The 25,385-nt window shown below is 41.4% G+C and carries 24 protein-coding genes, 1 rRNA gene and 1 riboswitch; of the genes, 9 read left to right on the forward strand and 16 right to left on the reverse strand.

Annotated elements, in window-relative coordinates; all coding sequences use genetic code 11:
- Nucleotides 1-9 precede the first annotated feature (9 nt).
- Nucleotides 10-127, forward strand: a 5S ribosomal RNA gene (gene rrf / locus AC6IZ0_RS17515).
- 547 nt (nt 128-674) lie between these two features.
- Here the strand turns inward: rrf and AC6IZ0_RS17520 are convergent.
- From AC6IZ0_RS17520 to AC6IZ0_RS17530, 3 genes are all read right to left on the reverse strand, one after another.
- A complete protein-coding gene (locus AC6IZ0_RS17520) occupies nt 675-827 on the reverse strand; it encodes a hypothetical protein (protein WP_497724100.1) in 153 nt (50 codons plus the stop codon).
- A gap of 127 nt (nt 828-954) precedes the next feature.
- Nucleotides 955-1,737 (reverse strand): GTPase family protein, encoded by a 783-nt coding sequence (locus AC6IZ0_RS17525; RefSeq protein WP_497724103.1) that lies wholly within the window; start codon nt 1,735-1,737, stop codon nt 955-957.
- 13 nt (nt 1,738-1,750) lie between these two features.
- Nucleotides 1,751-2,398 (reverse strand): GTPase family protein, encoded by a 648-nt coding sequence (locus tag AC6IZ0_RS17530; RefSeq protein ID WP_497724106.1) that lies wholly within the window; start codon nt 2,396-2,398, stop codon nt 1,751-1,753.
- A gap of 262 nt (nt 2,399-2,660) precedes the next feature.
- Between AC6IZ0_RS17530 and AC6IZ0_RS17535 the strand changes: the two genes are divergently transcribed.
- Complete coding sequence (locus tag AC6IZ0_RS17535; protein ID WP_497724109.1) at nt 2,661-4,028, forward strand: helix-turn-helix domain-containing protein; 1,368 nt, start codon at nt 2,661-2,663, stop codon at nt 4,026-4,028.
- 118 nt (nt 4,029-4,146) lie between these two features.
- Here AC6IZ0_RS17535 and cobJ read toward each other — a convergent pair whose 3' ends face one another.
- From cobJ to AC6IZ0_RS17575, 8 genes are all read right to left on the reverse strand, one after another.
- A complete protein-coding gene (gene cobJ, locus AC6IZ0_RS17540; RefSeq protein WP_497724111.1) occupies nt 4,147-5,862 on the reverse strand; it encodes a precorrin-3B C(17)-methyltransferase in 1,716 nt (571 codons plus the stop codon).
- 58 nt (nt 5,863-5,920) lie between these two features.
- Nucleotides 5,921-6,277 carry a hypothetical protein gene (locus AC6IZ0_RS17545; RefSeq protein WP_497724114.1) on the reverse strand — a complete coding sequence of 119 codons (357 nt, stop codon included), beginning with the start codon at nt 6,275-6,277 and terminating at the stop codon, nt 5,921-5,923.
- Nucleotides 6,270-6,857, reverse strand: coding sequence for a Panacea domain-containing protein (locus AC6IZ0_RS17550; RefSeq protein WP_280791673.1), 588 nt, complete (start codon nt 6,855-6,857; stop codon nt 6,270-6,272). Before AC6IZ0_RS17550 ends, AC6IZ0_RS17545 begins: the two co-directional genes overlap by 8 nt.
- 169 nt (nt 6,858-7,026) lie before the next feature.
- On the reverse strand, nt 7,027-7,230 hold the full coding sequence (locus AC6IZ0_RS17555; RefSeq protein ID WP_497724117.1) for a hypothetical protein: 204 nt from the start codon (nt 7,228-7,230) through the stop codon (nt 7,027-7,029).
- A 21-nt stretch (nt 7,231-7,251) separates the two neighbouring features.
- Nucleotides 7,252-7,956, reverse strand: coding sequence for a precorrin-2 C(20)-methyltransferase (locus tag AC6IZ0_RS17560; protein WP_497724120.1), 705 nt, complete (start codon nt 7,954-7,956; stop codon nt 7,252-7,254).
- Nucleotides 7,957-7,975: 19 nt separating this feature from the next.
- Nucleotides 7,976-8,584, reverse strand: coding sequence for a precorrin-8X methylmutase (locus tag AC6IZ0_RS17565; RefSeq protein ID WP_497724123.1), 609 nt, complete (start codon nt 8,582-8,584; stop codon nt 7,976-7,978).
- A 52-nt stretch (nt 8,585-8,636) separates the two neighbouring features.
- The gene (cobG, locus tag AC6IZ0_RS17570) at nt 8,637-10,127 is read right to left on the reverse strand and encodes a precorrin-3B synthase (protein ID WP_497724126.1); all 1,491 of its coding nucleotides are present in this window, start codon (nt 10,125-10,127) and stop codon (nt 8,637-8,639) included.
- Between the two features lie 48 nt (nt 10,128-10,175).
- Nucleotides 10,176-10,294, reverse strand: a riboswitch (adenosylcobalamin-variant (AdoCbl-variant) riboswitch).
- Between the two features lie 133 nt (nt 10,295-10,427).
- Nucleotides 10,428-10,643 carry a hypothetical protein gene (locus AC6IZ0_RS17575; protein ID WP_271734051.1) on the reverse strand — a complete coding sequence of 72 codons (216 nt, stop codon included), beginning with the start codon at nt 10,641-10,643 and terminating at the stop codon, nt 10,428-10,430.
- Nucleotides 10,644-10,818: 175 nt separating this feature from the next.
- Here AC6IZ0_RS17575 and cbiE point away from each other — a divergent pair, with 175 nt between their 5' ends.
- From cbiE to AC6IZ0_RS17595, 4 genes are all read left to right on the forward strand, one after another.
- A complete protein-coding gene (gene cbiE / locus AC6IZ0_RS17580; RefSeq protein WP_497726092.1) occupies nt 10,819-12,030 on the forward strand; it encodes a precorrin-6y C5,15-methyltransferase (decarboxylating) subunit CbiE in 1,212 nt (403 codons plus the stop codon).
- Between the two features lie 268 nt (nt 12,031-12,298).
- On the forward strand, nt 12,299-14,728 hold the full coding sequence (locus AC6IZ0_RS17585; RefSeq protein ID WP_497724130.1) for a sucrose synthase: 2,430 nt from the start codon (nt 12,299-12,301) through the stop codon (nt 14,726-14,728).
- Nucleotides 14,729-14,771: 43 nt separating this feature from the next.
- Nucleotides 14,772-17,681, forward strand: coding sequence for a beta-phosphoglucomutase (gene pgmB, locus AC6IZ0_RS17590; protein ID WP_497724133.1), 2,910 nt, complete (start codon nt 14,772-14,774; stop codon nt 17,679-17,681).
- Between the two features lie 80 nt (nt 17,682-17,761).
- Complete coding sequence (locus AC6IZ0_RS17595) at nt 17,762-17,938, forward strand: hypothetical protein (RefSeq protein ID WP_271763056.1); 177 nt, start codon at nt 17,762-17,764, stop codon at nt 17,936-17,938.
- Nucleotides 17,939-17,964: 26 nt separating this feature from the next.
- Here AC6IZ0_RS17595 and AC6IZ0_RS17600 read toward each other — a convergent pair whose 3' ends face one another.
- Both AC6IZ0_RS17600 and AC6IZ0_RS17605 read right to left on the reverse strand, forming a co-directional pair.
- Nucleotides 17,965-19,380 (reverse strand): isochorismate synthase, encoded by a 1,416-nt coding sequence (locus AC6IZ0_RS17600; protein ID WP_497724135.1) that lies wholly within the window; start codon nt 19,378-19,380, stop codon nt 17,965-17,967.
- A 37-nt stretch (nt 19,381-19,417) separates the two neighbouring features.
- Nucleotides 19,418-19,576: a hypothetical protein gene (locus AC6IZ0_RS17605; RefSeq protein ID WP_271734057.1), complete on the reverse strand. Its 159-nt coding sequence runs from the start codon at nt 19,574-19,576 to the stop codon at nt 19,418-19,420.
- Between the two features lie 121 nt (nt 19,577-19,697).
- Here AC6IZ0_RS17605 and menA point away from each other — a divergent pair, with 121 nt between their 5' ends.
- From menA to AC6IZ0_RS17620, 3 genes are all read left to right on the forward strand, one after another.
- Nucleotides 19,698-20,603 (forward strand): 2-carboxy-1,4-naphthoquinone phytyltransferase, encoded by a 906-nt coding sequence (menA, locus tag AC6IZ0_RS17610; RefSeq protein ID WP_497724138.1) that lies wholly within the window; start codon nt 19,698-19,700, stop codon nt 20,601-20,603.
- A 1-nt stretch (nt 20,604) separates the two neighbouring features.
- On the forward strand, nt 20,605-21,510 hold the full coding sequence (locus AC6IZ0_RS17615; RefSeq protein WP_497726093.1) for an o-succinylbenzoate synthase: 906 nt from the start codon (nt 20,605-20,607) through the stop codon (nt 21,508-21,510).
- Nucleotides 21,511-21,603: 93 nt separating this feature from the next.
- Nucleotides 21,604-23,154 (forward strand): P-loop NTPase family protein, encoded by a 1,551-nt coding sequence (locus tag AC6IZ0_RS17620; protein ID WP_497724140.1) that lies wholly within the window; start codon nt 21,604-21,606, stop codon nt 23,152-23,154.
- A gap of 81 nt (nt 23,155-23,235) precedes the next feature.
- Here AC6IZ0_RS17620 and AC6IZ0_RS17625 read toward each other — a convergent pair whose 3' ends face one another.
- The 3 genes from AC6IZ0_RS17625 to AC6IZ0_RS17635 form a co-directional block, all read right to left on the reverse strand.
- Nucleotides 23,236-23,439 carry a hypothetical protein gene (locus AC6IZ0_RS17625; RefSeq protein WP_497724142.1) on the reverse strand — a complete coding sequence of 68 codons (204 nt, stop codon included), beginning with the start codon at nt 23,437-23,439 and terminating at the stop codon, nt 23,236-23,238.
- A 3-nt stretch (nt 23,440-23,442) separates the two neighbouring features.
- The gene (locus AC6IZ0_RS17630) at nt 23,443-23,889 is read right to left on the reverse strand and encodes a GIY-YIG nuclease family protein (protein ID WP_497724143.1); all 447 of its coding nucleotides are present in this window, start codon (nt 23,887-23,889) and stop codon (nt 23,443-23,445) included.
- Nucleotides 23,890-24,093: 204 nt separating this feature from the next.
- Nucleotides 24,094-25,380, reverse strand: a complete 1,287-nt coding sequence (locus tag AC6IZ0_RS17635) for a WD40 domain-containing protein (RefSeq protein ID WP_497724145.1) — start codon at nt 25,378-25,380, stop codon at nt 24,094-24,096.
- Nucleotides 25,381-25,385 lie beyond the last annotated feature (5 nt).

Genomic DNA, 25,385 nt, shown 5'->3' on the forward strand with positions numbered 1-25,385 from the left:
CTATTTTTTCCTGGTGTCTATGGCGCGGTGGAACCACACTGATCCCTTCCCGAACTCAGAGGTGAAACGCTGCAGCGGCCACGATAGTTGAGGGGTAGCCCTCCGCAAAAATAGCTCGATGCCAGGTTTAATATTCGATACAAAAGCCTCCACTCTTGGTTTATTGAGAGGGGGTTTTTGTTTTGGCGATTTTATATTATTAAAAATTTTATATTATTAAAATGGGTGACTATTGATTGACAATCAGTTACCCATTTATTCAGAAGTGTTGAATTTTAAGAAAGAGGTGATAAAAATAGCCCAAAATATGGTAAATTTTGGGCGAAGGATTATAAACCCAACCTGACGGGGTGACAAAAACCTTTGAATTAAATATGCAGCAAGGGTTTTGAAGGTTTGCGCCTTGAAAAAGTAAACATCATTTTCTAGCTTTATTGATTCTATTCTCAATAACTAAACCCCACAAGTCTGATTTTTATGTTGGAATAGGTTTCCAATTTGTTTTAATCTTTTCAAGGCTAACTCTTTCATAATCCTTATTCGATCAGGGTTTGAGCCTAAGTTGTCACCCCTTCAGCAACCGAACATCAACGAGAACAAACGGTGTATTATTTCATTAATACCGGCTTCAATAATTTTTCGCAAAACCCATGGTATATTCTCCTTAATCCATTCTAAGAATGCGTCTTCACGGCAAGCACTGCTGCCTTTTCAGCTTTAGGAAGTTCTTCCAAGGCTTCAAGAATTATTTCTTCTTCTTCTGGGGTTAAATCATCTTCTTCTGGGGTTAAATCATCTTCTTCTGAGGTAAAATCATTAGGAGCCATTTGTTAACATCCGCCTGTGTAAGTGAAGTGAACATAATGTGACCAAGCAAAAAAGTCACCATTTTCAACATATAAACCTAGCTTGAACTTGAAGTTAAACAAAAATTGAGACAAATCCCATAATTGCTTAACCTTCTAATTTCTGTCTGAATGAATCTTGTACAGATGGATCTGCTAGTTCAATGGGATCAGCAGGATTGATAGTAAATTTCCAGCCGACATTACCGGATGCTTTAATAATTGCTGTTAGAAGATTATAGAGTCTGTATCGTTTTTCTGCTGAGTAATATTCAACCTGTTCAACTTCAATAGATAGGGCAGAACTTAGCTGTTTCTGGATATCTTGACAACGACGATCGATATTATCTTTCTGTTCAAGGGATGGACGATTTAATTTGGTATTCCATTCACCGGGTCCGAGTTTATCTACTTGATTTAATCCCACTACTAGACGACCTTTTAAATTACCCATCACATTTTGTACAATATCTCTGAGTATTCTTTGATCTTCTGTCAATGCTTTTAAATCTGCCTGAATCACATAGAGAACAACGTCTGCTTCTGGTAAAGTTCGCTGGTAAATTTCAGTGTATTTTTTATCTAGTTCTATATCTTCCCCCAGTCCTGGCATATCAATAACTTCTAATTTTCTTCCTTGGGGTAATTCAATTATTTTTTTACTTGCTTCTGTTGTTCCATGTGTGGTGTGACTGACTTTTTCTTGTAACCCAAACAAGGCGTTAATGGTGGTACTTTTACCAACACCCGTTTTACCGATAATGGCTACTTTGGGAGGTTTGGCTAGTTCTTCTTGTACTGAACTCTCAAAAAGTTGAAATTCTTCACCAGCTAAAAGTTTACGTATACCTAACTTATCTACAATTTTTTGTATTATTGGTGGAAGTTCCATTTTTCTAACTCCTTTAATTCAAGTTGTTATTTGTATTGACTAGATAATTAAATTTGTTGATGGTATTAACAAGGTTATCCAAACCATAATTATTAACAACAGAACAGGGGATTATATGTTCTATTTGAATGGGTAGATAAGAAGAAAATCTTTGATAAACAATGTCTATTTTCTCTGGGATTAAAGCTAATTGTTCCGGTGATGGTTGATTTTTTTCGCTGTCCCAATTTTCAGGATGTACTCGATCAATCTGATTCAAAACTATGACATAATGAGCCTTGGGAATCTTTTGTTTATTATCGGTTAGTTTGAGGATTGCTTTTTGATCTTCTGCAAATGCACGGGTATCAGCTTGAACCACCCATATAATTACATCTGCTTGATGGAAGGTTTGATAAATGTCCTCAAAATGCTGCTCATCTGCACATTCACTTTCACCAATACCGGGAGTGTCGCAAAGTTGCCACGTAAAATCTTTGCATTGACTAATTTTTGGTAACATCTTACCCTGGTATTTACTGATGGTTTGAGTACAAGCAACAGCATAATCTGTACGCCAATTTACTCCAAATAAAGCATTAGACAAGCTTGTTTTTCCTGTACCTGTTTGACCAAATTTAGCTATTTTGATGGTTTTTGGTTCATTGCTCAATTCAGACATTTTGATTAATTTTTAGTTACTCTACTAAGTGGCTAGAAGTATAATCGGATTCTTTGAAGAATACTAAAGACTAATAATACTAAGTTTATTTAACCACTTAATTACCATCTATAAAACAATTTATAACCATCTGTCTATTGGAAAGAATAGGATTTGATTGGGAGATTTTCTATAAATTCTTATGTATAAGTTAGGAAAATATAGGTAAAATTAGGTTCGGTTGTTGCTATAATTACTGAAACCCTTACTATGTATACATTTTATGACTGTAGATGAAGTTGTAAAATTTGTTGATCAGATGGTTTTTGAGAAGACGGGAAAACATCTAGATGACATACAAATAGCTGTTGTTGAAGGTACATGGAATAAAAAATCTTATGATGATATTGCTCGCAAATATAATTTAACTACTAATCATATAGCAGATATAGGATCTAAATTATGGCAACTTTTATCTGATATCTTAAATCAAGATATAAAAAAATCTAATTTTTGTTCTACAATAAAAAGGATATATATTCAATCATCCCAGAATCCAAATATTTGTATTGGTAATAGTCATTGTTTTAATTTTAGTTCTCAACTTTTAAATAATCCAAGTCAACCAGAAAAAACAGGTAATATAAATAGTAAATATAAATTATCTGCTTATGATTTAACTTTTGCTCCTGAAATTATCAATTTTTATCGGCGAGAAAAAGAATTATCAAAACTATCTGATTGGATATTTAACCAAAATACTCGGTTAATTTCTGTATTAGGATTATATGGTGTTGGTAAAACGACTTTAGTTAAAAGATTCGTAGATTTAAACCTCAATAATTTTCCCGTTGTTATTTGGAGAAGTTTAAAATATCCTCAGTCTTTAGATTTACTGGTCAGTGATATTTTGAATGTTTGTCAACAACAACCTGAAGAAACTTTAGATAAACAATTAAAACAATTATTTTCTATTCTTTGTAATCATAAATGTTTAATTGTTCTTGATGATTTTCAAAATATATTTATTCCTGGTAAATTTGCTGGACAATACAAATCTGAATATCAAGATTATCAGAATTTTTTGACCATGATTACTGAATTTAAACATCAAAGTCATGTAATTGTTATTAGTCAAGAACAATGTCCAGAAATGAAATGTTTAGAACAGGAATTTTCTCCGATTAAGTGTTTACAACTATCTGGATTGTATGATGTTGATATTTTAGGAAATACAGATTTACAATATCAGGAATCATGGTTTAAATTAATTAATTTATATGCTGGTAATTTCAATGATTTAAAAAGTGTGATTGGCTTAATCCATAATAATTATGATGGTGATGTTTGTGAATTTTTATCTGATGATACTTTGCTGATCACTAATCAAATGCAATCTCGATTTCAGGCAATATATAACCGTTTATCAACACAAGAAAAAGACATAGTGTTGAGTTTGATTAACTTTGGTATTCCTGTTTCTAGAGAAGATTTAAAACTGCATTTAAGTTTATCTGTTATTGATTTTAATAATGCTTTACAGTCTTTGCAACAAAGGTATTTAGTTACGAAAATCAAAAATGAGAAAATATTGTTTCAATTGTATCCTGTTTTTAGAGGATATTTGTCAAGTCAAGAAAAGCTCAAGTAACGATATTCTGTCAGTAGATAAAAAGGCGACAGAGTTACTTGATCCATGTCTAAATCATACCCAACAGACTTAAGCGATGAACAGTGAGAATTGTTATCGGTGCTGATACCCATAACTTTTATTCACTGTATCGCCTTGGTGTATAAACTGAAATAGTCCCATCCCGGCGGTGAATTGTCCGAGTTTGGCTGGAACCAATTAAAACCACAGTCCGCATATCCGCTGCATCTGGTGTTAACTCTTGTAGTTGAATAACTTTGACACTTTCCCCTGGTCTGCCGAGATTTCTAGCTAATACTACTGGTGTATCTGGTGTTCTATATTGCTGTAAAATTTCTCTGGCTGCTGTTAGTTGCCAAGTGCGATCTTGAGAAACAGGGTTATAAAAGGCTATGACAAAATCAGCTTGAGCAGCCGCAGCGATTCGTTGTTCAATAATTGACCAGGGTTTTAAAATATCAGATAGTGAAATGGCGCAGAAGTCATGTCCCAATGGTGCGCCAATAGCAGCCGCTGCGGCTTGCATGGCGGAAATACCCGGTGCAACATGAATATCTATACTTTCCCATTCTGGTTTGGGGTTTTTATCGCACACCTCAAATACCGCCGCAGCCATTGCATAGATACCAGGGTCACCAGAGGAAACTACAGCGACATATCGCCCTGTTGCTGCCAAATCCAGCGCCATTGTCGCCCGGTCGATTTCTTCCCGGTTGTCTGACTCATGGAGTTGTTTACCCTCAGCCAGAGAGCCAATTAAGTTGATATATGTTTTATAACCCACTAAGTCAGTGGCAGATTTAAGTATTTCTCTCACCTCTGGAGACATCCACTGAGAACCACCCGGACCAGTACCAATAATCGCTAACCGCCCTCTGGCTTGACCGATGGTGCTGGTATCAATAGGGGCTGGAGCAATGGCAATTCTGAGGTGAGGATATGGGGAGGATAATCCAGAGGAGCCGGTTACCATAAGAGCTATGGCTTGGGCTGGGCTATAACCTTGTGAGATGAATTTTTCTAACTGATTTGAGGTAAAAAAGCGAATAGGTACTTTAAAGGCGTTAGCAATGGCTGCTATGGCTGGATTGGCAGCCAAGGTAATATCTGCAAAAATACCCCCTACTGATGCCGGGGCTAGGGCTGCATCTGCTAACAGCTGTTGTATTAAACCTAGATCAACAATATCACTGATGGTAACGGCTATAGTTGCTGGGTGATAAACAAGGCGGTCGGGTGCGGGGGTGACTAAGCGTTCTGTAACCTGGATGGTTAAATTACCATCTGGGTCTATGGGTAATTGACTATTACTCAACCAAGGCGCTGTACCTTCTAGCTTAACTTGCGCCCCGGCTAATAAATCTGAGATAAATTTCTTAGCGTCATCTGGGTTAGCTAAATGATATCCAGGTGGGGGAGATAATAAAGCGGTGCGGAAACGAAGATCACCTGTGGTGGTAATTGCTGGTTTCACATCCAGGACTTCCGCAATGCGTCGCGCTAAATCATTCACCCCATTGAGTCCACCTAGCAGGGGAACCACCGCACTCCCATCTTCAGCTACTGCTAATACTGGGGGTTCCTGTTTTTTATCAGAAAGCATGGGCGCTATGGTTCTAATGAGAATACCAGCTGCACAAATCCCAATTAAGGGTGTTCCCTGTGCGAATAATTCCCGTAATGTTTCACCAAAATTCGTGAAAGTAATATCAACCTTAGATGTGCGACCTGCCAAACCGTATAATGTCCCACCCTGTAGTATGCTGATGATTTGGCGGGCTAGTGGGACGCTGTTTTGACTAAGTACCACAATGGCAGGTGCAATCTTGATCATTATTTAATTTAATTAGATGTTTTATATTAAACCACAGATGGAAACAGATAATTGGGCGCTAACAGTCTAATATTTCTTGAATAACACTTTTCAAATCTCTGTCAGTCGGGCGTTTGGCAAACTGCTCATGACTATAAATCCAAACTAGGCTAATGCTACAAGTACTTTCATTAACTAAATACATTAACCTGATTTGTCCAGATGCTCCCTGAGAAACTCGCATTTCCAATTTATGAAAAGTCCATCCTGCTGTTAGTTTAATTTTGCCAGGTAAAGGTTCTTGACGGGAGTTATAGGGATATGGGTCATCTATTAAATTTTCCAGAGCTTCGGCGACTAGCTCCACAAAGGTAGAACCATGAAATTTTGCTAATTTTTTAAAGGAACGCTGGAAATTATCATATTTTTCAATCAAGAAGGGAGTTGAGCCAGTCACGCACCTCTCCTTTACTAATGGGATTTGAGGATTCTGAATTACAAGCGTCTTCTAAAACTTGGCACATTACAGGTTGATAAGCAGGATGGTCTCGTTCTATTAAATCAAGTTTCTGATAACCCAAAGCTTTCAAATCCTCTAGCAAAATCGGCTCAGTAGAACTGGCGTTTGGAGGTAAACCCTTACGTGCTTTTTTCCACGGAAACTCTAAGTGCGTCATATCACTGAGGTAATAAGCATGGTAGCTACCAAAATATCCCCAAATTTCTTCTAGCAGGTTTTTCTCTTGTTCAGGTATTTGTAATAACGATTCTTGGCTGGGTATGGGTAACTGTTGCGCCTCAAATTCGTTGTAAAATCTGTAAGCAACAGGACATACTGGACCATATCGCCATGCTTGAATTTCCTCATCAAACAATGGCTGATTATATAATGCTAAATACAAACTTTGTGAATAGTAGAGAAGCTTTTGAACCTTCATGTTAGTCATTTGGGCTTCTATACCGTCCTCATAAGCCCTCGCAATAAAGTAGCGAGCTGCATCTAGACAAGTGATCATAGCTCAGACCCGCAAATTAAGTTAATCATTATAGCAAATTTTCAAGCCTATACACATTATAACTTCAATATATAGCAATCCTAAATGATTCATGAACAATTTCTGTTCCCTGTTCCCTGATCCGGTGTTCCCTTTCCTCACTGATAATTTCTCAAGTCAAATAGGATGACTATAGATAGTTAACAACTGCAACACAACCTTTGATACCAACTAAATTTGCTAGTTGTGTAGCTGTAACTGTGCGATTAGGACTATAGTACTGCTCCTTAAGTAACCGAATTTGCGTATCATTTATGCGATCGCTAATTCTATTTAAACCGGTTATGTATTCAGAAGAAGATGGTACTTTACTGAGTTTATAAATTCGCGCCATGAGCAGAACTGGTTGGTAAATCTATAGCCGACTTTTAGTCGGTATGATAATCATTGAGAAGTAGGGGACTTGATCTGGATCAACTTCATCCAGGGGTATAATTGTTTGTTGTGCCATTGTTGCCCGCTCAATGTATAATGCCCGTGATGCTAACCCTAATTGATGTAAAACATCTCGCACTTTGGTAAAATGGCGACCTAGTTTCATAATCGCCGCTGCATCGGTTGCTAGTAGGTGGGTGATTAATTGTTCGGCTGGCATGGGGGCGGGGAGAACGGTCATGATATCGTTGTAATAGGTAAAAGGTACACCCAAAGCCACAGGACAAGCCATGAGTGAGGAAACTCCTGGGACAACTTCCGTTTGGTAATTCTCAGATAGACGTGTGAAAACATACATAAAAGAACCGTAAAAAAACGGGTCTCCTTCACACAAAACCACCACATCACGTCCTGCGGCTAGATGTTCGGCAATGGGTGCCACTTCTTGGTCGTAAATGGCACTTGCCGTTTCTGGTTCTAAGGCGCGGGGTAGGTGAAACAGGACTTCGATTTGATGACCAGACAGATATTGAGAGACGATACCCCGGGCTATACTGTCTTTATCTACTGCGGACTGATAAGCCACCACGGGAGCGGACTGTAATAGTCGCAGTGCTTTCAATGTCAGTAGTTCTGGATCACCTGGCCCTACACCGATTCCATAGAGGCGGCCTTTGGTTGGCATAATTATTCTTCCTCTGTTCCTAGGCCATAACTGCTGCAGCTGCGATCGCACTGCCACCACGCCTACCATATAAAGTTAAAAATGGTACATTGTGCCTATTTACTGCTAGTGCTGCTTTTGACTCAGCAGCGCCCACAAATCCCACGGGAAAACCTAAAATAATCGCTGGCTTGAAAAATCCTTCTTCGAGCATTTCCAGAAGGTGAAATAGTGCTGTAGGTGCATTACCAATTGCTACCACTGCGCCATCTAAGTGCAAGCGCCACAATTCCACCGCTGCAGCTGATCTGGTATTACCCAACCGTTTAGCCAGAGCTGGAACTTCCACATCATAAAGGGTACAAATAACTTGGTTGTTTGCTGGTAGTCTCTGTCTGGTAATACCCTCAGCAACCATTCGACAATCACACAGAATTGGCGCACCTGCTGCTAGTGCTGCGCGTCCACGCTTTACCGCATCGGCTGAATATCCCAAGTCATTAACAATATCAGTCATTCCACAAGCATGGATCAGGCGTACAGCAACTTTTGCTACATCAGGCGGCAGCATATCCAGCTTGGCTTCCGATCTGATGATCTCAAAGGACTTACTGTAAATTTCTTTAGCATCTCGGATGTAGTCAGACATGGGAAAATCGGGAATAGTTAATGGTGAATAGTGAATGGGAGCAGAAATAAACCTACCTCACTGGGGAGAACAACAACTGTAATTGCTCAATCTCATATCGATTAACAAATTCTCCAAAGGATTCATTGCTGTTTCGGCATTGCATTTTATACACTTGTAACATCTGTTCTAACAATACAGGTATCTCGTCCATACTCACATATTCATAAAGTTGACGACCAAATTTTTGGTTGCTCTCACCTGTACCAACATAAATCTGATAAGCTCCCAAAGTACCATTTTTTGATTCTAGGCTGACACCAAGCATAGTAATATCACTATTACGATGGTGGGCGCAAGATTTTTCGCAGCCGCTAAAGTGAATATGAACGGGGTAATTGAGGCTAACATGAGTTTTGAGATAATTTGCTAAGATCAAAGCGTCACCTTTCGTATCCGTAGCTGAAGCTGCACAACCTTGATTACCAGAACAAACCACTAATGCACTATTGATATTACTCCCTGAGAAATCTAAATTTAAAGTAGCTATTTCATGCTTAACATTGGGAAGCGATCGCCGAGGAATGTCAGTCAACAGCAGATTTTGCCAAGGAGTTAACCTGAGATTCCCACTACCAAATTCTGTTGCTAAATCAGCTAAACTCCGCATTTGCTGACTTTCTAACCGACCCAGAGGTAAAACCACACCAATATAAAATAAGCCCTGCTGACCCTGGGGATGAACGCCGATATGTGGATACTTAAAGTTTAATGTTTTTTCGGTCACGAGACGGGATGAAGAATTGGTTCTGTCAAAGCGCTGATGGAGAGTGAGTTTAAAAGCTAAGAGTTTTTCAACTTCTTTAAGATAACTTTCACAACCCAATTTATTTAATAACTCTCGCAAACGCAGCTTGCGTCCACTGTGAGGATGGGTATGATTTCGGTAAACCTCAGCCAAAGCTGCTAAAACTGGTAAACATTGCTCTGGCAATAATACAATTCCCATATCAAGGGGTGGTTTTCCCCGATCGCCGACGCTCAAACACAGACGAAAATAAACTTTACCATCAATTAAAACAGCAGCGAACATGATATCGTTGAGGCGATCGCATACGGAAACTTTACCACCACCATCAAAAGCAACACTAAATTTTGCCGATAGTCCTGATAGGTTGGGGTGTGCGGCGATATAATTATCCCACTCTTGCACAAAGGGACGGGTATCAATTAATTCTTGGGTATCAATACCAGCCGTAGGACTGGTCATAATATTACGAATGTGGTCAACAGCGAAATTAGCAGCACCAATACCTATATTTTGTAAATTCTGGAGAACGCTGGTATTTATTCCCGAACGCAGTTCCCGGATTTGGAGGTTAGCGCGATTAGTCACATCCACATAACCACCCCCATAATTCTCCGCTACATCTGCGATCGCATGACATTGTTTACTATCCAGAATCCCACCTGGTATTCTGATGCGAGATAATATCCCATCTTGGGCTGGTGTATCATAAAATAATCCAGGACATAAGGCAAAACCGGACAGCAAAATATTCACTCCTTCCCTGTGCGACGCAGGTAGTAGATAATGTGTCTTGATGACACTGTTACGGTTGGCATTCTGACTTGGCAAGTAAAAAAACTGAACATTCTGCTTTGGTCTTACCATTACAGCTGCGGCACAGTCCCGGAATTACACCGGAGTTTCCCAACCTATTTCCTTACTAATCTAACATGATCAGGTATTCAGCCCACCGGATGCTGCATTTTTTTTAATATTCACTTAAATATCGTACTGAGTATATCTGGATAGTGTATTTACAACCTCCATTAACCCTATGATAATGACTTAGGGTAATTACGCAAAATTAACTAAATCAACTAAGGTGTCAGGCTGGAACCGCACTACACAGGAAACTAAGCATCCACGATAATGCTCAGATGTAAACACCAATAGTGTGATATTAGTGGAACCAGGATCCAAGATGCGCTTCACCTTGCAAACCTGCATCTTATTCTTACAGTAGGCAATAATGCGATCGCCTGCTTTGACATCCAACGCTTTAATTTTCAACTAATAATCAACCTAATTATGAAATTTAACCAAGTCAAGTAAATATATATTACCATATATTACTTGTGTAAAACTTGTAATGCACATTGATTATAACACACTCATAAAAGTTGGAAAATTCCGCAATTTTGGAGCGGAAAAACTACCACATCTAGTGAAATTATTATCAGCTTCTATGACAGGTAAATGGCTATCGATTGTTGGTATTGGTGAAGATGGGTTACAGGGTTTAAGTGCGATCGCACGTTCCCTGATTGACCAAGCTGAGGTGATTATAGGGGGCGATCGCCATTTGGCCATGTTACCGGGAGTGTACCGAGGAGAGAAGATAACCTGGACATCACCCATTACCACCTCAATAGAAGAAATTATCCGCCGTCGGGGTCAATTAATCTGTGTATTAGCCAGCGGTGACCCCTTATGTTACGGTATCGGTGTCACCCTTACCCGACAATTCCCCCTAGAAGAAATCACCATCATCCCTGCGCCTTCTACCTTCAGCCTCGTTTGTGCCAAACTAGGATGGTCTTTAACCGAAACAGAAACCTTGAGTTTGTGCGGTCGTCCAGCGTCTCTTCTCCAGTCTTACATTTATCCCCAGGCGCAACTGTTAATTTTGAGCGCCGGAAAAGACACACCGGCAATTGTTGCCGAAATCTTGACAAATCGCGGTTATGGTGGTAGTAAAATTACTGTTCTAGAACATCTGGGTGGTATTCAGGAAAGAATTGTACAAGGTACAGCCGCATCTTGGAGTGAAACAGAAATTGCCCCTCTCAATGCGATCGCAGTTAATTGTATTGCCGATCCTGGGGTAATACCCTTACCCAGATTACCAGGATTACCAGATCATGCCTATCATCACGATGGACAATTAACTAAGCGAGAAGTCAGGGCGGTTACCTTGGCAAAATTAGCCCCCACTCCCGGAGAACTATTATGGGATGTCGGCGCGGGTTGCGGTTCAATTTCCATTGAATGGATGCGTACTAATTCCCGATGTCAGGCGATCGCCATTGAACAGAATCCTGGTAGACTAAAGTACATTGCAGACAACGCCGCCGCTTTAGGAACCCCCCACCTCAAAATTATTCCCGGTCAAGCACCATCAAGCCTAAAAGATTTACCTACACCGGATGCTATATTTATCGGCGGTGGAGTCACGGCGGAAGACCTTTTTGATACCTGTTGGACAGCATTACGTCCCGGTGGGCGGTTGGTAGCTAATGTTGTCACCATAGAAGGGGAGCAAACCTTATTTAAATGGTATAATCAAGTTGGTGGTAATTTCACTCGTGTTTCTATTCAAAGAGCTGAACCTATTGGTAAGTTTTTAGGTTGGCGAGCTATGTCCCCTGTGACTCAGTGGGTGGGAATGAAGTTTTAAACGCAAAGGGGCGCAAAGGTAAGCGCAAAGGGGCGCAAAGGGTTTTTTATCACCACTGTCTAAGACTTCATTGGAATCATATGGGACGTAGATTTCAGGGGAAGTAACCATATTTAAAACCTGAAGGTATAGAGTGAATTGCTAGGGTTTCATCCTGAAGCCAGAAGTGAACAGCTTTCATACTATCTATTCTATGAATATAAATATGGGAAATGTACCTCTAGCATCACATTTGAGGTCGTGACCTGATACTGTGCTGGAGTTGCTCATGTATGAATGTTTGGTGACTTGTTTAGACACAGATGAAAAAATCACTCTATGTCAGTTTATTTTGCAATTAAGTGCTACCAATAAACGTTACTTCCTAAGAAACGAGATTTTACATATTTTTGCGGATTACTGTCAAAGGAAGCAAAAGCCAGCTTATTTTTACTACTCTTCTTCTGTTGGCAGATTAATTCACAATACCCATGAGATGATTTTAGAATCGGAAGGTACTTGGTTTGTTCTTCGCCCCAGGATTGCTAGCCAGGAAGTTTGGCGACTGCAAGCTGACTGCTCTAGATTTGAGCCAGTGACACCCCAAGCATGGTTAGATGTCAGCGATCGCCTGGTTAACCGCTACCAACCCCACATTCTAGAAATTGACTTTCAACCTTTTTACCCCAAATCCACCAGAATTACTGACCCCAGAAACATTGGTCAAGGATTAGCCTTTCTCAATCGTTACTTATGCGATCAACTGTTGACTGACAGCAATTATTGGTTAGAGGTGTTATTTCAAGCATTATATCAACTAACTTATGATCAAAAACCCCTGCTAATTAGCGATCGCATTTCCGGGGGTATCCACCTCACGCAGCAAATTAAACAAGCCCTAAAATTTTTGGAGCAATTACCCCCTGAAGAACCCTACGCCAATTTTCGCCCTCACCTACAAGAACTAGGTTTTGAACCGGGGTGGGGTAATACATCTGGGCGCATATCCGAAACCCTAGAACTGTTAGAACAACTTATACGCAGTCCCCAACCCGCTATCTTAGAAGCATTTGTCACCCGCATTCCTGCTATTTTTCGCGTGGTTCTCATTTCCATACATGGTTGGGTTGCTCAACAGGATGTTTTAGGTAGAGATGAAACACTCGGTCAAGTGATTTATGTCCTAGAACAAGCCCGCAGCTTGGAAAATCAACTACAAACAGAAATCAAACTAGCAGGTCTAGACTTATTGGGAATTCACCCCCATGTAATTATTCTTACTAGACTTATTCATAACTGTGAAGGTACAGAATGTAATTTGCGGCTAGAGAAAATTCATGACACTGCAAACGCTTGGATCTTGCGAGTTCCCTTTGGTGAATTCAATCCTGAGATTACTAATAATTGGATTTCTAAATATGACATTTGGCCTTATTTAGAACAATTTGCTGTGGATGCAGAAAAACAGCTATTAGCTCAATTTCGAGGTTGTCCGGATCTGATTGTTGGTAACTACAGTGATGGTAATTTAGTAGCCTCCCTTCTTTCCCAACGCCTGAAAGTCACTCAGTGCAATATTGCCCACACTTTAGAAAAACCCAAACATTTATTTAGTAATCTATATTGGCAGGACTTAGAAGAACATTATCACTTTTCCGCACAATTTACCGCTGACTTAATCAGTATGAATGCTGCGGACTTTATCATCACTTCATCCTATCAAGAAATTTTCGGCACGCCAGATACAATAGGGCAATATGAGTCATACAAGTGTTTTACCATGCCCCAGCTATATCATGTAGTTGATGGCATTGATTTATTTAGCCCTAAATTCAACATGGTACCCCCCGGTGTCAGTGAAAATGTCTTTTTCCCTTATAGCCACAAACATAGGCGGGATGTTGAATTTACCAACAAAGTACATGATTTACTATTTACTCGTAAACATCCCCAAATTCTCGGTCATTTAGACCACCCTCATAAGCGACCCATCCTCAATGTTGTCCCCATCACCTCAGTGAAAAATCTTACAGGTTTAGCGGAATGTTTTGGCAAAAATCCAGCCTTACAAGAGCATTGTAACCTGATTTTTATTACTAGTAAACTGTATCCCACCGAAGCAACCAACCCCAGAGAAGCAGAGGAAATTCAAAAACTCCATGACATAATTAATCAATATGAGCTACACGGCCATATACGCTGTATAGGGATGCGTCTTCCCAGTCGTGAGCTAGGAGAAGCCTACCGAGTCATTGCGGATGCTCAGGGAATTTATGTTCACTTTGCCCGGTTTGAATCCTTTGGTCGCAGCATTCTGGAAGCCATGGTTTCCGGTTTACCCACTTTTGTGACTAAATTTGGTGGTGCTGTAGAAGTTATTGAAGAGCAGCAAAATGGATTTCATATTAACCCTACAGACGAAAAAGAAACAGCAAACCAAATTTTGAGCTTCATAGAAAAATGTGATACTCAACCCCAACTCTGGAGAGAAGTTTCCCAAAGCATGAGCAAACGTATTCTAGATAAATATAATTGGAAAATCAACAATAGTCAAATGCTCTTGCTGGCTAAAATATTTAGCTTTTGGAACTTTGCCGCTCCTGAAAATAATGCAGCCAAACATAGATATATAGAAACATTATTCCACCTGATTTTTAAACCCAGAGCGGAAATAATTTTACAACAACATATGCAGAATTCTGTCATCGTTAAAAATTAAAAAGTTTTGCTTCCTAATTGGGAATTTAGCACAGGGATTGAAGATGAATAAAAAAAGTGATTATAACCACTTCATATATACAGATTGGATATTAATTGAAACTGCATTTGACCCTGAGCAGTTACATTCGAGAGAAACCATCTTCACCATCGGTAACGGATACCTGGGAACACGGGGGAGTTTTGAGGAAGGCTATATTCGTGCATTACCAGCTACTTTTATCAACGGTGTCTATGATCATGTTCCTGTAGTTTATACTGAACTCGCAAATTGTCCAGATTGGTTACCATTGATACTGAATGTTAATGGCGATCGCTTCCGTTTCCATGAGGGAGAAATATTACAGTACGATCGACAACTAGACCTACGTCAAGGGATTCTCAGCCGTTCTGTACGCTGGTGTAGTCCCACTGGGCAAACCATAGACATTGAGTTTGAACGATTTGCTAGTTTAGCTGATCAGCACGTATTAGGGCAACGCTGCCAGATAACGCCTGTAAATTTTGATGGGGTAGTCGAACTTCATGCTAGTATTAACGGCTACCCAGAAAATCAAGGTTTCAACCACTGGGAAGCAATCGACCAGGGTAAAACCGCAGCAGGAATCTGGTTACACAGCAGAACTCGCGGCTCCCGGATTGATATTGGTATGGCTGCAAGGGTGGTATTATCAGGAACTGAATCCGCTTTACAAGTGCATACTGCTCCTGGCTACCCCACGGTAACTGCAACCTTTCTGGCTACACCACAGCAGACAGTGACAGTAGAGAAGGTAGTTACAGTTTTTACCTCGCGGGAAATTTCGCAACCAGTCTCAGCAGCTCAAGAAAAACTCGCGCACTTACCAGACTATATCACCCTGCGGCAAGCCAACGCCCAAGCATGGGATGAGGTTTGGCACTACAGTGATGTTGCCATAGAGGGGGATAGTAAAGCCGCCTTTGCCATCCGTTACAATTTGTTTCAGCTGTTAATTGCCGCCCCCAGACATGATGAAAAAGTTAGTATTCCCGCTAAAACCCTTTCGGGATTTGGCTACCGTGGTCATATCTTTTGGGACACAGAAATTTTTATTCTGCCCTTTTTTATCTTTACCCAACCAGCCCTAGGGCGTAATTTACTGAGTTACCGCTATCACACTTTAAATGGTGCCAGACGTAAAGCATCCCATTATGGTTATAAAGGGGCGATGTATGCTTGGGAAAGTGCTGTTACGGGGGATGAGGTAACACCACGTTGGTCGCTTCCTAGTGATTTCTACGGTAATGATATCAGAATTTGGTGTCGTGACCACGAAATTCACATTAGTTCAGATATTTCTTATGCTGTCTGGTATTATTGGCAGGCAACTGGTGATCATGAATGGATGCAAAGGTGCGGTGCAGAGATTATTTTAGATACCGCCATTTTTTGGGCTAGTCGGGTTGAGTTCAATTCTGAGCAAGACCGCTATGAAATTCTCGGGGTAATAGGAGCAGATGAGTATCACGAGTTTGTTCACAATAACACCTTTACTAACCGGATAGTGCAATGGCATTTAGAAAAAGCTGTCATAGTTAATGACTGGCTGCATCAAAGCTTCCCGGAAAGAGCCAAGGAATTAGACCAACAACTACAACTTAACCCTGAAACGAAAAGCCAATGGCAGCAGATCGCCGCTAAACTCTGGATTCCTTACGACTCTTCAACAGGACTAATAGAGCAGTTCCAGGGATTTTTCCAGTTGGAAGATATTAACCTGAACGACTATGAACCACGCACCCAGTCCATGCAGGCCATTTTGGGTATCGAAAAAACTAATAAGTTGCAGGTACTCAAGCAACCAGATGTATTAATGCTGTTATATATGATGCGGGAATTGGGAGATTTCCCCTACAATCAAAAATCATTACAAGCAAATTGGGACTACTACGCACCCCGCACGGATATTACCTATGGTTCATCTCTAGGTCCGGCAATTCATGCCATCTTAGCCTCAGATTTAGGAAAACGGGCAGAAGCTTATGAGCGGTTTATGCAAGCAGCAATGATCGATCTTGAGGACACCCGCGGTAACACTGCTGATGGTATTCATGGGGCTAATGCTGGCGGAATTTGGCAAGCTGTGGTTTTTGGTTTTGGTGGAATTAAACTGAGGGACAGTCGCCCTGCGGCTAACCCTCATTTACCCCAGGGGTGGACTGGTCTGAGGTTTAAACTGCATTGGCGGGGTGAATGGCACGAATTCAATTTACGTCCCCAAATTACTCAGGGGGAAAGTCACAAAGGATTGATTTTATTTGCGCCCTCTTCTTCCCCCATCCAAGGGGTAATTTTTGACCTAGATGGTGTCTTAACTGATACGGCTGAATACCACTATTTAGCTTGGCGGAAACTAGCAGATGAAGAGGGTATAGAGTTTAATCGAGGAGCTAATGAAGCTTTGCGGGGTATATCCCGTCGGGCTTCTTTAATGTTAATCATTAAGAATAAAAAATATTCAGAGTCACAAATTCAGGCAATGTTGGCGCGCAAAAACCGCTACTATGTGGAGATGATTGCTAATATTACACCCAGAGATTTGTTACCAGGTGCGATCGCTTTGTTGGATGAGTTGCGACAACAGGGTATTAAAATCGCTATTGGTTCAGCTAGCAAAAATGCCCAGATGGTTGTGCAGCGTTTGGGAATTGCTGATCAAGTCGATGCGATCGCTGATGGTTATAGTGTACAACAACCTAAACCTGCACCGGACTTATTCTTATATGCAGCGGAGCAATTAGGAGTCCCACCAAAGCAATGTCTAGTCATTGAAGATGCAGCAGCGGGTATAGAAGCAGCTCTAGCTGCTGGTATGTGGGCTGTGGGTCTAGGTCCGTGTGAACGAGTTGGTGCGGCTCATGTTGTTTTACCTAGTTTAGCGGGTGTGACCTGGGCGGGGTTGCAAGCCCAATTAAGCAAAGCTGTTGTGTGAGTGTGGGTATCAATATCTGGGTAATTACAGATGAACACAGATAAATGTTTACTTGATTCGGTGTTTTAGGAGATCATGTTATGTCTAGTTCAGCAAGAGTCAGGGAAATACTTCAATCAATTAAAAATATTCCTCAGCAATCAATGAACTATATTTCGGAAGCTGTGAGCAGAATTTTTAGTCCTAGAGATGATGACTATCCAGCGACGGGGGTTCAACCTTTTGAAGGTGACCCTGCTGATAAACACAAGGATTAACAACCAAGGCCAGAACAGCTATATGTCTATACTAATGCTTTGAGTAGGGCTTGAAGTTTCAGCTGCACTTCTGCAAATTCTTTCTCAGGATCCGAACCAGCAACTATACCAGCACCAGCATACAGCCTGGCGCGATCGCCATCTATTAATGCTGAACGAATCCCAACTATAAATTCACAATTCCCCCTACCATCTATCCAACCTAGAGGTGCAGCATATAAACCCCGCTCAAAGTTTTCATAGCGACGAATTTCTGCACAGGCAAAATCTCTGCCGGCACCGGCAACCGCTGGGGTAGGATGAAGTTGGGATACTATCCTTAAGGGGTGAACGTGAGGGGGAACTCTGGCTATAATGGGCGTCCATAAATGCTGGATGTTAGATAATTGTCTCAGTCGCGGTGCTAATACCCTGGGTGACAAACCTAGCTGTGATAGGTGTTGAGTAATAAAATCAATCACTAAAGAATGTTCGTGTCTTTCTTTGATACTATTTAGTAAGCGGTTGGCGTTAGCTGCATCTTCTGCATCTGTTGTACCTCTGGGTGCAGAACCGGCTAAAGCATCGGATACTAATTCTTGATTATTAATACTAATTAGTCGTTCTGGACTCGCACCAATAAAGCTTTGTCCTTTGCCATTACTGGTAGAGAAAATATAACAATTAGGATGTATTTCCCGCAAATTATGTAAGGATTTGAATAAATTAAAACTGTTGCTGGATTTCACATCTAAGGCGTTGGCTAGGACAATTTTACTTAAGTCACTGGTGCGAATTTTTTCTACTGCGGATCTTACTGCTGTTTTAAAGTCTTGAGGATTAGTTACAGATTGGTTGCTAAATTTATTTGGTATTTGATCCCATTTATTCACAGTAGATTCTAATGACTGAATTTGCTTGATTTTATCGTGCAAATCCTCAAGGATATTTTCTACATTCCTGTTGGAATTGATAATTATATTGTTAACTAATATACACTGTTGATTTTTAACTGCTATTTGCCAACGTGGTAAAAAAATTGTCGCCGATGGAAATGGGTAGTCTATTTGGGGATTATACTCAAAAAACCTGAAATAACAAAAAAAGTGGGGACCACTAAAACTCTGCTCAGTTATACCAAAATTTTTGATATCTTGGAGACGGGATTTAATAAAATATTCAGCTTGCTGAAAACGCTGTTTGCCATCAATTTCTAGTTTTAACACCGGATCAATGGCGGCGATCGCTTCTCCCTTAGCCTGGTTCTCAATATAAAAATTTATATCCTCTTTCTGCGTAAATTTATTCAACACAACCAATGGATCTACCCAGTCAATATTCAGGGAAATACTCACAATTTGCCCACAATTATTTTTGAGGCAATTTTCCTGAACTTTGCCCAGAAAATGGTATAGGTCTTTGTGTGTAACAAAGAAGTTGCTGCGACATGGTGAAACTGTCATGGGTCTAGCAATAGTAAAGTTTTTTTAAGTTAACTTCCTAAAGTGTAATTAAACGTGGTGGTATTTCTACAGGTAGCATATTCAGTTGCCAATTCACCAGAGTATGGTTTGCTGTATTGATGGTGTTCCCATAAGCTAAACAGTTATCTGTGAGTTTTGGGTGAACCAACCACAGTAAATACCATAAGTTTGGCACTTAACTAGTATTTAGTAAAGCACAGCATGGTTTTGCACTACCTGGAGGGGCGCTGGTGTCTCCAGAACCCGTAAAATTTTAGATATGAGTAAGATAACTATAATCTCATTAATAAGGACTGATGACTACAAAGCAGGTTGTAAATCCTCAAATTAAATTATGGATAGCGGCAATTAAACCGCCAATGTATACTGTTGCTATTATGCCCATTTGGGTAGGAACAGCAGTAGCTTTTGCGGAAACTAAAGGATTTAATTTAGTAGTATTTTCTACTTTTATAGGGGCAGCAATTTTAATTTTAGCTTGGGAAAACATTAGTAATGATGTTTTTGATGCGGAAACGGGAATTGATAAAAATAAACATCATTCTTTAGTTAACTTAACTGGCAAAAAGTTATTAATATTTTGGTTAGGTAACTTGTGTTTATTGGCTGGTTTACTGGGAATCATCGCCATTGCTACTTGGCAGCAAGACCCGACGGTGATAGGTTTAATCTTGGTCTGCTGTGCTTTGGGCTACACATACCAAGGGCCACCTTTTCGCTTAGGATACCAAGGTTTAGGGGAAATTATTTGTTTTTTTGCCTTTGGACCTTTGGCGATAACAGCAGCATACTATAGCCAAACTCAAACTTGGTCTATGACTAGTTTAGCAGCTTCTGTGATTGTGGGCATTGCTACCAGTTTAATTTTATTTTGCTCGCACTTTCACCAAGTTAAGGATGACATAGCAGCAGGTAAGCGATCGCCTGTGGTGCGTTTGGGAACCGCCAAAGCTGCAAAAGTCCTCTATTGGTTTACCGGTAGTATTTATCCCCTGATTTTGTTATTTGTTGTCTGGGGGGTGTTCCCACTCTGGACTATGCTTAGTTGGGTGAGTTTACCTTTGGCTTTACAGTTATGTCACCATGTGCAAAAAAATCATCATCTCCCGGAAAAGGTGAGTAATTGTAAGTTTATTGCAGTTAATTTACATTTTTGCTGTTGTTTACTGTTGGGTTTGGGGTTTATCTTGAGGGGGGGTTAAGATTTTTAACTTTGATTTTCGTTGTTATAGGAGGCGGTTTTTACAACCATTGGTGACTAATCATGGGGTTTGGCGTATCCGTGAGGGTATGATTATTCATTTGCGTGATGCTGGGGGTAACTGTGGTTGGGGCGAAATTGCGCCTATTAGTTGGTTTGGTTCGGAGACTCTAGAGGAAGCTATAGATTTTTGTCGCCAATTACCAGGGATAATTACACGGGAGATGATTTTCTCGATTCCCGATACTTTACCCGCTTGTCAGTTTGCTTTTGAGTCAGCTTGGGAAGCAATGGGTAATTTACTCAGATCCCCTCAATCTCTCCGTTATAGTGGATTGTTACCAGCAGGGGAGGGGGCGTTAAGTAAGTGGAAAACCCTGTGGGATCAAGGATACCGTACATTTAAATGGAAAATTGGCGTGGGTGAGTTTTCTAGGGAGTGGGAAATCTTTGATTTATTAACCCGGAGTTTACCCCCTACAGCTAAATTGCGATTAGATGCTAATGGTGGACTGAGTTATGAGGAGGCTAAACTATGGTTGGGGATTTGTGACCATGTTTCTCATGTTGAATTTCTGGAACAACCATTACCAATCCCAGAATTGGCGGCGATGTTGGACTTAAGCGCTAGTTTTCAGACTGCGATCGCCTTAGATGAGTCTGTGGCCACATTCCCACAACTGCAATACTGCTTTCAACAGGGTTGGTCAGGGATTTTTGTGATTAAACCAGGGATAGCGGGTTACCCTTCCCGTCTGCGCCAATTTTGCCAACAGCATCATATTGATGCGGTGTTCTCCTCAGTGTTTGAAACCGCAATTGGTAGACAAGCTGCTTTACAACTAGCAGCAGAATTATCCGCCAAAAATCGGGCGGTTGGTTTTGGTGTCAATCATTTTATCAACTAAACTCCTGACCATCGCGGTTGACGGTTGACTGTTGACTGTCAACCGTCAACAATCATAGAAGTTATAATTAAATCAGAGTATACATGAACTTTTATGACTAAATGGTTTAACACCGCAGGCCCTTGTCAACCGGATATACATTATACCCTACCCACCAGTCAACGGTTACCAGAGTTAAAACGCCTGATTGAACAGCGCAATTACTTTGTCATCCATGCACCCAGACAAACTGGTAAAACCACTGCCATGCTCACCCTCGCACAGGAATTAACGGCCAGTGGTAAATATACTGCTGTCATGGTATCAGCAGAAGTAGGCTCTGCTTTTCCCGATCAGCCAGAAATAGCAGAACAGGCAATTTTAGGTGCTTGGCGAGAGGCGGCCCGATTTTGGCTACCCAAGGAGCTAGAACCACCGGTGTGGCCAAATGCACTACCAGGACAACGGATAAATGCCGCTTTAACTGTCTGGGCGGAAACTTCTGTGCGCCCCTTGGTGGTGTTTATTGATGAAATTGACTCCCTGCAAAATCAAACTTTAATTACTGTCTTAAGACAGTTAAGGGATGGTTTCCCCCGCCGTCCCCAGAGCTTCCCCCAATGTGTAGCCTTAATTGGGATGCGGGATGTACGTGATTATAAGGTAGCTTCTGGTGGTAGTGATAGGTTAAATACCTCTAGCCCCTTTAATATCAAGGTGGAATCTATAACTTTAAGTAATTTCACATTAGAAGATGTAAGTAATCTATACGCACAACATACCCAAGCCACGGGGCAAATCTTTACCCCCCAAGCTATTAACCACGCCTACTATTTAACCCAGGGTCAACCTTGGTTAGTCAATGCGATCGCCCGTCAAGTTACAGAGTATTTAGCAGAAGATGTGAATATCCCCATCACAGTAGATTTAATCAATCAAGCCAAAGATATACTAATTCAAAGGCAAGACACCCATCTAGATAGTTTAGCCGAGCGACTGCGAGAAGATAGGGTAAAAGGAATTATTCAACCCATGTTAGCCGGGGAAGACTTAGGTAATGTTCCTGATGATGATTTACGCTATGTGCTAGATTTAGGTTTATGTAAACGGGATAGAGGTGGTGGCATTGAAATTGCTAATCCTATCTATAAAGAGGTATTCCCAAAAACTTTAGCTAATGTCACAATTGCTTCTTTAACATCTGTTCAACCCACCTGGTTAACACCCACTGGCAAACTGGATGCAGTAGCATTGTTAAATTCATTCTTAGACTTTTGGCGACAACATGGGGAACCGTTATTTAAAAGTACCCCTTACCCAGAAATAGCCCCCCACTTAGTATTAATGGCATTTTTACACCGTGTGGTTAATGGTGGTGGTAGCTTAGAGCGGGAATACGCCATAGGCTCCGGGAGGATGGATATATGTCTGCGTTATGGGGATGTAGTCTTAGGGATGGAATTAAAGGTATGGAAACAGGGTAAACCCGACCCATTACCCCAAGGATTGGTACAGTTAGATAAATATTTATCAGGATTAAATTTAGATACAGGATGGTTAGTAATATTTGACCGTCGCCCCAACTTACCCCCCATCAGCGATCGCACCACCACCGAAATAGCCCAGAGTCCCCAAGGCAGAAATATCACAGTAATTCGCGGATAACCCATCTATCCCAGTCAACCGTCAACCGTCAACAGTCACCAGTCAACAGTCAACAGTCAACCCTCACCAACATTCTGTGATTTATTGACCTCGCCCTGGCTTACAGTCGGCAAAACTTAATGCTTCTGTGTCTAAAAAACTAGCGATCGCCATCTCAATGATAGCCTCAACGGGATAATCAATTTCAGCAGCGCGGGCAATTAAGGCATCCTGAATCCAATCTGGTAAGTGCTTTAAAATAATTTCCCCATCAGCAGACGAAATTGGCTCCGAAAGTTTCAGCATGGGTTAGGACTCCATAGGAATTTTAACATTATAGGGAGGCTCGGTTGCTCTCAAAATGATTGCCTCTAGTTCTAATAGTAGCGCAGGGTTTTTCAAGTAAGGTATTATTTGCACCGCAATTCGTACATCTTCACTTTTATACTGATCAAGCCAATCCCACAAAAAAGCTTTGTGTCCACCTTTAAAACGACCTCGTAAGCTTTTGGTTTTACCAATGTAAAGCAATCCCTGATATCTATGTCTGATTGCGTAAATCCCAGGACTATCAGGAATGTTGATAAAATCACGACTCAAGGGTTGACATTCCTCAAAGGGAGTAAACGCAATTGCATCCAAGATGCTCTTTGCTTGGTTTTTGATCACAGATTTGTCCGTTGACACAGAAGGTAGATTGTAAGTTTCCGATCGCGATCTGCTCAGTGCATCCGGGGAATAAATTAAGCGTCTCATAGCCAAAGTCCACTAAAAGTGGACTGCTAACTTACATATAATACTCTAGGCAATGATTGTTAACCATATTTATAATGTTATCTCTAACACCCAGTCGGATTTATCCGACTTAAGCTATTAGACGGGGGTTAGAAACCCCCGGCTCCCGATTGTCGTAGCTCTTAAACCCTGACCCGTCAACCGTCAACCGTCAACCGTCAACCATTAACGCCCCCGCCAAATCTTGATGGTGTCATCCCTACTCCCAGAGACTAAGGTTTTACCATCCGGGCTGAAGGCTACTGAACTAACCGAATCTGAATGTCCCGTGAGGGTGGCGATTGACCTCCCCGTGGCGACATCCCACAATTTGATGGTTTTATCCCCACTCTCGGAGGCTAAGGTTTTACCATCGGGGCTAAAGGCTACTGAACCAACCCCACCTGAATGTCCCGTGAGGGTGGCGATTGACCTCCCGGTGGCGACATCCCACAGTTTGATGGTGTTATCAATTCCGCGAAAACTCCCACTCCCAGAGGCTAAAGTTTGACCATCCGGGCTGAAGGCTACTGAATGAACCAAATCTGAATGTCCCGTGAGGGTGGCGATTGACCTCCCGGTGGCGACATCCCACAGTTTGATGGTGTTATCCGCACTCCCAGAAGCTAAGGTTTTACCATCCGGGCTGAAGGCTACTGAACTAACCCGATTTGAATGTCCCGTGAGGGTGGCGATTTCCCTCCCCGTGGCGACATCCCACAGTTTGATGCTGTCATCGGAATCGACGAAAATAGTCCCACTCCCAGAAGCTAAGGTTTTACCATCCGGGCTGAATGCTACTGAACGAACCCAAGATGAATGTCCGGTGAGGGTGGCGATTTCCCTCCCCGTGGTGACATCCCACAGTTTGATGGTGTTATCCCCACTCCCAGAGGCTAAGGTTTGACCATCCGGGCTGAATGCTACTGAACGAACCCACTCTGAATGTCCGGTGAGGGTGGCGATTTCCCTCCCCGTGGTGACATCCCACAGTTTGATGGTGTTATCCCAACTCCCAGAAGCTAAGGTTTTACCATCGGGGCTAAAGGCTACTGAATCAACCGTAGATGAATGTCCCGTGAGGGTGTTAACTAAGGTAGGATTAGGCCAGGTAACTACAGTGGCGATGGTTTGTAAATTGGGTATCCTTTCCAGAGAAATACCCTGCTGGTACATATCATTAAAGTCCGCTTGACCATAAATACCAATCACAAATCCCCACTCATTGAGGATCGGACCACCGGTTAACCCCGGTCGGGCTTGACCTTCTAGTTGCAGGTTATACTCGCCTTCTTGGTCTGGTCTCTTTTTACCTGGATGTAAAAAATAAGGCCGTTCCTGAGGATTACTCTGACGGGGTTCGGGATATCCTGCGGTGTATACCGTTGCTCCTGTGGGGACTGCCGTGGCATCTGCCACCAGGGCGGTGTCATAATTATTCTTACTGGTAAATTCCAATAGACCTAAATCCAATTCCC

This window comes from Anabaenopsis sp. NIES-4685, assembly GCF_059725405.1.